This is a genomic window from Streptomyces sp. NPDC032940, assembly GCF_040636935.1.
In the GTDB taxonomy this organism is placed as follows: domain Bacteria; phylum Actinomycetota; class Actinomycetes; order Streptomycetales; family Streptomycetaceae; genus Streptomyces.
Genome location: NZ_JBEZVJ010000038.1, coordinates 1 through 12,007, shown reverse-complemented (window position 1 = coordinate 12,007; position 12,007 = coordinate 1). Strand labels below are relative to the sequence as shown.

Below are 12,007 nucleotides of genomic sequence, written 5' to 3'. Positions count from 1 at the left end.
GCGGAGCGGAGGCGTTCGACGGAAAGGGAGTCGACCGTGTGGGTCGTGTGTTTCCGAGGGGCGGTTCAGATGAGTCCGAGATCCTCTTCCACCATCTTGAAGAGGTCGCCGTCCGTCGCCGATTCGAGTTTGTCGGCGAGAACTGCGCTTTCCGCGCCTTCCTGCCTGTCGCCGTATTTCGCAAGGAGATCCCGTAGCCGTGAGATGACGTCGGTGTGGCCGATCTCCTCCAGGGTCATGGCCGACAGTCCGGCCTCGAGGCGATCGAGGCCCACGGACAGGGGGACGTCGCCGCCGTCGTCCACGGTTGCGTCCTCAGGGGCCAGTTCCTGGTGGATGAATCCGGCCAGGGCCGACGGTGTCGGGTAGTCGAACACGAGGGTGGCGGGCAGCCGCAGCCCCGTGACCGCGTTGAGCCGGTTGCGCAGTTCCACCGCGGTGAGCGAGTCGAAGCCGAAGTCCTTGAAGGCGCGTGCCGGTTCCACGGTTTCCGTGGCGCCGTGGCCGAGGACGGACGCGACGTTCCGCCGCACGGTGTCCAGCACGATGCGTTCGCCTTCCGCCGTCTGCACACCGGCCAGCCGTTCCCGCAGGCCGCCCGGTGCCGTCGTCTCGGTGGCCGCCGTCCGCTGCCGGGGCAGCCGGACCAGTTCCCGCAGCACGTGCGGCACGTCGTCTCCGCCGTCCCGCACGGAAGCCCGGACCGCTGCCGTGTCCAGCCGCATCGGCGCCAGCACCGGGGACCGGCCGGCGCAGCAGGCGTCGAACAGGGCGAGTCCGTCGGCCGTCGGCAGTCCGCCGAGCCCGATGCCGGCCATGCGTCGCTGGTCGGCCTCGCCCAGGCCGCCGGTCAGACCGCTGCGCTGCTCCCACAGGCCCCAGGCCAGCGACAGGGCGGGCAGGCCCTGGGCGTGGCGCCGCGTCGCGAGGGCGTCGAGGTAGGCGTTCGCGGCGGCGTAGTTGCCCTGTCCGGCGCCGCCGAACGTGCCGGCGGCGGAGGAGAAGAGCACGAACGCCGAGAGGTCGGCTTCGGCGGTCAGTTCGTGCAGGACGGCCGCTGCTTCCGCCTTCGGCCGGAGTACCGCGTCGATACGCTCCGGCGTCAGCGACGCGATGATGCCGTCGTCCAGCACGGCGGCTGCGTGCACGACGCCCTTCAGCGGTTGCGCGGCGGGGATGTCCGCCAGCACCGCACGGAGGGCGTCGCGGTCGGCCGCGTCGCAGGCGGCCCAGGTCACCGAGGCTCCCGCCGCGCTCAGGTCGGCCGTCAGCTCCGCCGCCCCGCTCGCGTCGGCGCCCCTGCGGCTGAGCAGCAGCAGATGCCGTATGCCGTGCTCGGTCACCAGGTGCCGGGCCACCAGACCGGCGAGTGTGCCGCTCGCTCCGGTGATCAGCACCGTGCCCTCGGGGTCCCAGGTCGCCACGCCGCGCGGCGCACCTCCGTGCTCGGCGGCCGGGGGCTCGTCCTGCTCGGCCCCGGTGGGCGGAGCGTCCGTCGTGGCGCGTACCAGCCTGGGTGCGAAAAGGCCGCCTCCGCGTACGGCCAGTTGCGGCTCGCCCGAGGACAGGGCGGCGGCGAGGGAAACAGCGGACGCGGTCTCGGCGGGGTCGTCGACGTCGAGGAGCAGCAGCCGGTCCGGGTGCTCCGCCTGTGCCGAACGCACCAGGCCCCATACGGCGGCTGACGCCGCGTCGGGCACGTTCTGTCCGGCGGGGCTCGCGGCGAACGACGCGGTGGTCACCGCGCCTCGGGTGACGATCACCAGCCGCTGATCGGCGAGTTGGTCGTCCGCCAGCCAGTCCTGCACGCGCTCCAGCGCTTCGACCACCGTCGAGCGCAGGGTGGCAGTGCCGGTGCTCGCGTCCGAGTCCGTCGCCGAGGACGTGTCGTCGCCCGGTACGGAGAGGAACACCCATTCCGGGAGGGATGCGCCGTCGTCGTCGTGACGCCGGTCCAGGCTCTTCAGGTCCGGGTGCCGCGCCACATCCCAGCCACCCGCCTGAAGACCGGCGGCGAGAGTGTCGCTCCCCGCGCCGACCACGGCACACCGGGGGGCGGAGGGTCCCGCGGTCACCGGGAGTTGCAGGCTGCGCCAGTCGAGCCGGAACAGCGACTCGCGCAGGGCACCGCGGGCGGCGTCGATCTGCTCGGCGGTGACCGAGCGCGTGACCAACTCGTCCACCTGGGCCACCGGCCGACCGGACTCGTCCGCCATGGTCACCGACACCCCGTCGGCCCCGGCAGAAGCGAGCCGGACCCGGACCCTGCTCGCGCCGTTGGCGTGCAGGGAGACGCCGTTCCAGACGAACGGCAGCGGAATCCGGTTCTGGCCGCCCTCATCGCCCTGGTCGGTCAGCCCGCCCGGCCCGGCCATGTGCAGAGCCGCGTCCAGCAGCGCGGGATGGATGCCGTAGCGCGTGGTCTGGTCCGCGTGCTCCTCCGGCAGTTCGATGTCGGCGAAGACCTCGTCGCCCCGCCGCCAGGCCGCCCGCACGCCCTGGAACATGCGCCCGTATGTCAGCCCGCCCAGCGCGAACCGTTCGTACAGGCCCTCGACGTCCAGTGCCTCGGCCCCGGCCGGCGGCCATACGCCCGGCTCGTCCGACACGGGCCTGGCCGTTTCCGCCGGGCTCGGGGTCAGTACGGCACCGGCGTGACGTGTCCACGGCTGGTCCGGGTCGCCGGACTCCAGACGCGCGTACACGTTGACCGGGCGCCGGCCGCTGTCGTCGGCGCCACCGACGACGACCTGGATCTGGACGGCACCGCTCTCCGGCAGCACCAGAGGGGCCTCAAGCACCAGGTCGTCCAACCGCGTGCAGCCGACCCAGTTACCGGCGTGGAGGGCGAGTTCGACGAAGGCGGTGCCCGGCAGCAGGACGGCTCCCAGCACCGCATGGTCCGCCAGCCAGGCGTGGGACGCCAGCGACAGACGGCCCGTGAACAGACAACCGTCGGAATCGGGCAGGGTCACCGCCGCACCGAGCAGAGGATGATCCGCAGCGCCCAGACCCGCCGACGACACATCGCCGGCGGACAGGGCCGCCTCCAGCCAGTAGCGGTCTCGCTGGAAGGCGTAGGTGGGCAGCTCCACCAGCCGAGGGCGGGACGGGGCGAGGAACGCAGCCCACTCCACGGCGTGTCCCCGGACGTATGCCTGCGCGAGGGCTTCCACGAGCGCCCCGGCCTCGTCCCGGTCCTTGCGCAGGACCGGAGCGAACACCATCTCCGGGACGGAGTCCGCGCCCATCCCGGACAGCACACCGTCGGGGCCCAACTCGAGGCAGGTGGTCACGCCCTGCTCGGAGAGATGCGTGATGCCGTCGGCGAAGCGCACCGCCTCCCGCACATGGCGCACCCAGTACTCGGGGTCACACACGCCCTCGGCAGCCGCCAGCTCGCCCGTCACGTTCGACAGGACGGAGAGCCGGGGCTCGTTGTAGGTGAGGGACTGGGCGATCTCGCGGAACTCGTCCAGCATCGGCTCCATCAACGGCGAGTGGAAGGCGTGCGACACCCGCAGCCGACGCACCCGACGACCCTCAGCCCGCCATGCCTCCTCAAGCTCCGAGACGACAGCACCGTCGCCGGAGACCACCACCGCCTGCGGCCCGTTGACCGCCGCAACAGCCACGCCTTCCCGGCCGGCCAGTGACGCGTTGACGACGGCTTCGTCCGCTTCGACGGCGAGCATCGCCCCGCCCGACGGCAGTGCCTGCATCAGACGACCGCGCGCGGCCACCAGCACACACGCGTCCTCCAGCGACCACACACCGGCGACATGGGCTGCCGCCAACTCACCGATTGAATGCCCGCCGACGACATCTGGACGCACACCCCACGACTCCACGAGCCGGAACAACGCCACCTCGATGGCGAACAACGCCGCCTGCGTGAACACGGTCGCGTCCAGGGCGTCACCATCGGTGAACACCACGCCCCGCAACGGTCGTTCCAGCAGACCGTCAAAGGCGGCGCACACCTCGTCGAACGCCTCGGCGAAGACCGGGAACGCCTCATACAGCCCCCCGCCCATCCCCACACGCTGACTACCCTGACCCGAGAACAACACCGCCAGCCGACCCGGCACCACCTGACCACTGACCACGCCGGCAACCGGCTCACCCGACGCGAGCGCAGACAACCCAGCCCGATCACCCGACAGCACCACAGCCCGGTGCTCGAACGCCGACCGCGACGTCGCCAACGACCACGCCACATCGACAGGATCGGCATCCGACTCACTCAAGAAGGCGGCCAGACGCTCGCCCTGACCCCGCAGCGCAGCCTCCGACTTCGCCGACACCACCCACGGCACCACCACCGGCGGCACAGCGTCCGCAACCGGCGTCTCCTCGACAACCGGAGCCTGCTCCAGGATCACGTGCGCGTTCGTCCCGCTGGCGCCGAACGACGACACACCCGCCCGGCGGAGCCAGCTCGTCTCGGGCCACGGCGTTGCTTCGGTCAGCAGCTCGACAGACCCGGCCGACCATTCCACATGCTGTGACGGCTCATCGATGTGCAACGTCCGCGGCATGACACCATGCCGCATTGCCAGCACCATCTTCATGATCCCCGCGACACCCGCAGCGGCCTGCGTGTGCCCGATGTTCGACTTGACGGAACCCAGCCACAACGGCCGTTCCTCCGCATGCTCCTGGCCGTACGTCGCCAGCAGCGCCTGCGCCTCGATCGGGTCACCCAGCGTCGTCCCGGTACCGTGCGCCTCCACCACATCGACCTCAGCCGCAGACACCCCGGCATTAGCCAACGCAGCACGGATCACCCGCTGCTGCGACGGACCGTTCGGCGCCGTCAGCCCATTGCTCGCACCGTCCTGATTGACGGCCGAACCACGCACCACCGCCAGCACCCGGTGGCCGTGACGCCGGGCGTCGGAGAGCCGCTCCAGCAGCAGCATCCCGGCGCCCTCGGAGAACCCGGTGCCATCCGCACCCGAGGCGAACGCCTTGCACCGGCCGTCGGGCGAAAGCCCCCGCTGGCGGCTGAACTCCACGAACAGCGCCGGCGTCGCCATCACCGTCACACCGCCCGCCAGCGCCAGCGAGCACTCCCCCTGACGCAGCGACTGCACCGCCAGATGCAACGCCACCAGCGACGACGAACACGCCGTGTCCACCGTCACCGCAGGGCCCTCGAACCCGAACGTGTAGGAGATACGCCCCGAGGCGATGCTGCCCGCGGTGCCGTTGCCGATGTAGCCCTCGACGCCGTCGGGCACCGAGAGGGAGCCGTAGTCGTGGTGCATGATCCCGGCGAAGACGCCGGTCTGGCTGCCACGCACCGACGCCGGGTCGATACCCGCCCGCTCCAACGCCTCCCACGACGTCTCCAACAGCAGGCGCTGCTGCGGATCCATCGCCAACGCCTCACGCGGCGAGATACCGAAGAAACCCGGGTCGAACTCAGCAGCGTCGTACAGGAAACCGCCCTCACGGGCATACGCCGTGCCCTTGTGATCGGGGTCCGGGTGGTACAGCGCCTCCAGGTCCCAGCCACGGTCCTCGGGGAACGCGGCCATCGCATCCCCGTCCCGCTCCAGGAGACGCCACAACTCCTCCGGAGTACGGACACCACCCGGGAAACGACAGCTCATCGCCACGATCGCGATCGGCTCGTCCACCACCGAAGCCGATACGGGCGCGGGCCGCCGGGCACGCGCACCCTCGTCCGCCGCGTTCGCCGCCACCAGCTCCGCCAGCAGATGACGCGCCAGCACCACCGGCGACGGATAGTCGAACACCAACGTCGCCGGCAACCGCAGACCCGTCGCCCCGTTCAACCGGTTCCGCAGCTCCACCGCCGTCAACGAGTCGAAACCCAACTCCTTGAAGGCCAGGTCGGCTGCGACCGCGTCGCGTGTCGCGTAGCCGAGTACGGAGGCGATCTGGGTACGCACCAGGTCCAGTACGGTCTGTTCCCGATCGGCCTCCGGCAGTCCGGCGAGGGTGCCGGCCAGGCCGTCGGCCGTGTCGGGTGCCGTCGCCGCCGCGGCGCGTCGCACGCGGGGACGCACCAGTCGGCGCATCAGCGGCGGAACGGGTCCGTTGCCGCCCTGGAGGGCGGCGCCGGTGAACCGTACCGGGACGAGGAGCGTCTGGTCCCCGGCGGTCGCCGCGTCGAAGAGCGCGAGGCCCTCCTGCGTGGACAGCGGTACGACACCGCCGCGCGCCATGCGGGCGAGATCGGTGTCGGCCAGGTGGCCGGTCATCTCGCTGCGCTCGGCCCAGAAGCCCCAGGCCAGCGAGACGGCGGGCAGGCCCTGCGCCCGCCGGTGTGCGGCCAGGCTGTCCAGGAAGGCGTTCGCCGACGCGTAGTTGGCCTGGCCGGCGGCGCCGAAGACCGCGGCGGCCGAGGAGAAGAGCACGAACGCGGACAGGTCCAGGTCCCGGGTGAGTTCGTGCAGGAGCAGGGCCGCGTCCGCCTTCGGCCGTAGGACGGTGTCGATCCGTTCGGGCGTCAGCGCGTCCACGACGCCGTCGTCCAGGACGCCCGCCGCGTGCACCACCGCGCGCAGGGGCGCGCCCTCGGGGATACGCGCCAGTACGCCGGCCAGTGCGTCGCGGTCCGTCACGTCGCAGGCCTCGAAGACGGCGTCGGCGCCCAGGGCGTCCAGTTCGGCGGCGAGTTCCGGTGCTCCGGTGGCGTCCGCGCCTCGGCGCGACACCAGCACCAGGTGCCGTACGCCGTGCTCGGCTGCCAGGTGGCGGGCGACCAGGCCGCCCAGGAGTCCGCTGGCTCCGGTGATCAGGACGGTTCCCTCGGCGTTCCAGGGGGCGTTCGCCTCACCGTCCGTCGTGGGTATGGAAGCCCTGACGAGACGGGGAGCGCGTACCTCACCCACCCGGACGGCAATCTGGGGCTCCTCGGTGGCGAGGGCCACGCGTACGGCGTCGCCGGCGGCCTCCCAGGTGTCGAGGTCGACCAGGTGGAACCGGTCCGGGTGTTCCGTCTGCGCGGAGCGGACGAGACCCCAGACCGCTGAGGCCGCCACGTCCATGACGTCCTCGCCGGTGGCCGTCGCCATGGCGCCGCGTGTCAGGAGGACCAGCTTCGAGCCCGTGGCGGCGGTACTGCCGAGCCATTCCCGTACGGCGTGCAGTGCGCGGCCGGTCAGCTCGCGCACGGCGGTGGGGATGTCGTCCGTCTCCGTCGGGGAGACGCACGGCAGTACCACGACGTCCGGGAACGACCCTTCCGTGGCTGAGGACAGCTCGGCGAGGGTCGCCGCCCGCCGCACGGCCGTGTCGCGGAATGCTTCGGCGCCCGAGGGGTCCGTGCCGAGCACGGCCCACCGCTGAGCGGCGTCGGCCGGTGCGGCACTGGCCGGGAGTGCCTCCCAGCTCACCCCGTACAGCGAGTCCAGCGACGGCCGGGCGGCGCTCTCGAGCAGTTCCGGGGCGACGGGACGGCCCACCAGCGAGCCGACCGACGCCACCGGCGCACCGGCGGGGTCGGCGACCAGCAGCGATACGCCGTCGGTCCCCGCCCTGGACAGCCGGACCCGCAGCATGGAGGCGCCGGTGGCGTGCAGCGAGACCCCGCTCCAGGCGAACGGCAGCTGTGCCGTACCGGGCTCTCCCGCGCCGCCGTCGCCGGCCGGGCCGGTCGGACGACCGACGCCGGTCACGTGCAGCGCCGCGTCCAGCAGTGCCGGGTGGATGCCGTAGCGGCCCGCCTCGTCCCGATCCTCCTCCGGGAGGGCGACCTCGGCGAACACGTCGTCGCCCTGCCGCCAGGCCGCCCGTACGCCGCGGAAGACGGGGCCGTAGTCGAGACCGAGGCCGGCCAGTCGTTCGTACAGGTCGTCCACCGGGAGCGGTGCCGCGTCCGCGGGCGGCCACACGGCCAACTGGTGCCGTTCCTCCCCGGCCTCGGTCTCGGACAGGGCGAGCAGGCCCTTGGCGTGGCAGGTCCACGGTGCTTCGTCGTCGCCCTCGGCGCGGGAGAAGACTCCCACCGCGCGACGCTCCGGATCGTCCGTGCCGCTCACGACGACCTGCACCTGTACCGCGCCCGACTCGGGCAGCACCAGCGGGGCCTGGAGCGTCAGCTCCTCCAGCACCCGGCTGCCGGCCGCGTCCGCCGCCCGCAGGGCCAGCTCAACGTACGCCGTTCCCGGCACGACCACCCTGCCCAGTACGAGGTGGTCGGCCAGCCACGGCTGCGCCGCCAGGGACAAGCGGCCCGTCAGGACCAGTCCGTAGTCGTCCGCCAGCGACACCACCGCGCCCAGCAGCGGGTGATCCGCCGACCCGAGACCGACGGCCGCCACGTCACCGACGCGGGAAGCCGGCGTCTTGAGCCAGAAGTGCTCGTGCTGGAAGGCGTAGGTGGGCAGGTCGACACGCCGGGCACCCGCACCCGCGAACACACCGGCCCAGTCGACGGCCGCACCGCCGACGAACGCCTCGGCGGCGGAGGTCAGGAAACGTTCCAGACCGCCCTCGCCACGACGCAGCGAACCCACGGCCGTGACAGGGATGTTGGTGTGCATCTCGGCGGTCTGCTCGACGCCCATCGTCAGCACCGGATGCGCACTGGACTCGATGAACAGGCGGAAACCGTCATCGAGGAGTGCGCGCAGGGTGTCGGCGAAACGGACCGTCTGCCGCAGGTTGCGATACCAGTAGCCCGCGTCCAGAGACGACGTGTCCACGACGCCGCCCGTCACCGTCGAGTAGAACGGCACGCTCGACGCCTGCGGGGCGATCCCCGCCAGGTCGCCCAGGAGAACGTCCTCGATCGCCTCGACGTGCGCGCAGTGCGAGGCATAGTCCACCGCGATACGCCGCGCCCGCACGCCGTCGGCCTCACACGCGGCCAGCAACTCGTCCAGCGCGTCCGCGTCACCGGACACGACCACGACCGAGGGACCGTTGACCGCAGCCACCGACAGCCGACCGTCCCAAGCCGCCAGACGCTCACCGACCTCGTCGGCGCTCAGCGACACGGACACCATGCCACCACGACCGGACAGCGCACGGATCGCCTTGCTCCGCAGGGCCACCACCTTCGCCGCATCCGTGAGCGACAGGGCACCCGCCACACAGGCAGCGGCGATCTCACCCTGCGAGTGACCGATCACCGCAGCTGGCTCGACGCCGTGCGAACGCCACACCTCGGCCAGCGACACCATCACAGCCCACAACACCGGCTGCACCACATCGACCTGGTCGAGCCAAACGTCCGTGTTCGTGTCGCGCAGGATGTCGGTCAGGGACCAGTCCACGAACGGCGCGAGCGCAGCCGCGCACTCGGTGATCCGCTCCGCGAACACCGGTGAGGTGTCGAGGAGTTCGGCCGCCATCCCGGCCCACTGCGAACCCTGACCCGGGAACACGAACACCGCGCGGCCATCCGCGCCCGCCGCACTCCCCCACACCGCACCCGACGCCTCACGGCCCTCAGCCAGCGCCTCAAGGCCGTTCAGTCCATCCAGGACCACGGCGCGGTGCTCGAAAGCCGAACGCGTCGTCGCCAACGACAATCCGACGTCCACCGGCGACACGTCCGCCTGGTCGCGTACGTACGCGGCGAGCCGTTCCGCCTGTGCCCGCAGTGCCGATTCCGACTTCGCGGACACCACCCACGGCACCACCGCCAGCGGCTCGGCGTCCGCGGTCGGCTCCTCCTCGGCGGCCGGTGCCTGCTCCAGGATCACGTGGGCGTTCGTGCCGCTGACGCCGAAGGCGGAGACGCCTGCCCGTCGGGGTTCGTCGCCCTCCGGCCACGGCATGGCGTCCGTCAGCAGTTCGACAGCGCCGGCCGACCACTCCACCTGCGGCGAAGGCTCGTCGACGTGCAGGGTCTGCGGCAGCAGCCCGTGCTGCATGGCCAGGACCATCTTCATCACACCGGCCACACCGGCCGCGGCCTGGGTGTGTCCGAAGTTCGACTTGATCGATCCCAGCCGCAGCGGCCGGTCCTCAGGGCGGTCCTGACCGTACGTCGCCAGCAGCGCCTGCGCCTCGATCGGGTCGCCCAGCGTCGTCCCCGTGCCGTGCGCCTCGACGGCGTCGATCTCGGTGGCGGACAGTCGGGCGTTCGCCAGGGCCTGGAGGATGACGCGCTGCTGGGAAATGCCGTTCGGCACGGTCAGGCCGCTGCTGGTGCCGTCCTGGTTGACGGCGGAGCCGCGGACCACGGCGAGTACCGGGTGGCCGTTCCGCCGGGCGTCGGACAGCCGCTCCAGCAGGAGCATGCCCACGCCCTCGCCCCAGCCGGTGCCGTCGGCGCCCGCGGCGAACGCCTTGCAGCGGCCGTCGGGAGCGAGGCCGCGCTGGCGGCTGAACGCCACGAACAGCCCCGGTGTCGTCATCAGGGTGGCTCCGCCGGCGAAGGCGACCGAGCACTCGCCCTGGCGCAGTGACTGCACCGCCATGTGCAGGGCCACCAGCGACGACGAGCAGGCCGTGTCCACCGTCACGGCGGGGCCCTCGAGCCCGAAGGTGTACGAGAGGCGGCCGGACATCACACTGGCCGCGCTGCTGGTGGCGAGGTAGCCCTCAACGCCCTTCGGGGCCTGACGCAGGGCCTCGACGTAGTCCTGACCGTTGGTGCCGACGAAGACCCCGGCCTTGGTACCGCGCACCGAGGCCGGTGCGATGCCGGCCCGCTCCATGGCCTCCCAGCTGGTCTCCAGGAGGAGCCGTTGCTGCGGGTCCATGGCCAGCGCCTCGCGGGGCGATATGCCGAAGAACGCCGGGTCGAAGGCGCCCGCGTCGGACAGGAAGGCGCCTTCCTTCACGTACGACGTGTCGGCGCGGTCCGGGTCCGGGTCGTAGAGGGCGGCGAGGTCCCAGCCACGGTCGTCCGGGAACTCGGACACGGCGTCGCCGCCGGCGGCGAGCAGTTCCCACAGTTCCTCCGGGGACCGCACCCCTCCAGGGAAGCGACAGCTCATCCCGACGATCGCGATGGGCTCCTGGGACTTCTCCTCGACGTCACGGAGGCGGCGTTGGGTCTGACGCAGGTCAGCCATGACCCGCTTCAGGTACTCAACCAGCTTCTCTTCGTTCGACACTTAGTCCTGCCCCCTCGCGGACACCAAACGGTTCTTGATCATTCTCAGGCATCCCCGAGCTCTCGGTCGATCACGTCGAAGAGTTCGTCGAGCGACGCGTCCTCGAGATCGTCGTCCGCCGCCTCGTCCGGGTCGGCACCCTCCGTGAACGCAGCGCTGGGCTGGTCCAGCTTGGCGAGCATCGCCTGGAGTCGGACGACAGCCCTGGTACGGGCGATGTCGTCCTGCGGCAGCGCGGTGAGTACGGCCTCGATGCGGTCGATCTCCACGGGCAACGCCTTCTCCGGTGCGTCGTCCTCCGGTGCCAGCTCCCCCAGAAGGTGGTGAGCCAGTGCGGAGGGTGACGCGTAGTCGAACAGCGTGGTGGGCCGCAGCTTCAGGCCGGTGGCCGTGTTCAGCCGGTTGCGGAGTTCCACCGCGGTGAGCGAGTCGAGACCCATTTCGAAGAAGCCCCGCTCCGCGTCGATCCCCGCGTGGGAGGCGTGCCCGAGCACCGTAGCCGTGTGCTTGCGGATCAGGTCGAGCAGCAACGTCTCCCGCTCGGCTGCGGGAAGGGCTGCGAGGGTCTCCGCGAGTGGCACAGCGCCCTCGGCCGAGGCATCCTCGGCGGACTCGCCCACGTTCTGGTGCAGTTGTCGCACCTCGGCGATCTCACCGAAGAGCGCGCTGGTGCGGGAGCCAGTCAGTTCCTTGGCAAACCGCGACCAGTCGACATCGGTGATCACCGGGCAGGCATCGGGCCCTGTGATGGCCTGCTCCATGGCCTTGACCGCGAGTCCGGGCTCCATGGGAGGCAACCCGAACCGCTCCATGCGGCCACTGACCAGAGCATTCTGAGCCGCCATGCCGTCGTCGGCCCAGGGGCCCCACGCGATCGACGTCGCCGGCAGACCCTCACCACGCCGCGCCTCGGCCAACGCATCCAAATACGCGTTCGCCGCCGCATAGTTCGCCTG

Annotated in this window: 2 protein-coding genes; both read right to left on the bottom strand. The window is 71.6% G+C overall.

Annotated elements, in window-relative coordinates; genetic code table 11:
* Window positions 1-65: 65 nt before the first annotated feature.
* The gene (locus AB0E77_RS30665) at window positions 66-11,051 is read right to left on the bottom strand and encodes a type I polyketide synthase (protein ID WP_361577133.1); all 10,986 of its coding nucleotides are present in this window, start codon (window positions 11,049-11,051) and stop codon (window positions 66-68) included.
* Between the two features lie 44 nt (window positions 11,052-11,095).
* A partial coding sequence (locus tag AB0E77_RS30660) for a phosphopantetheine-binding protein (RefSeq protein ID WP_361577130.1) occupies window positions 11,096-12,007 on the bottom strand: 912 nt, incomplete at its 5' end.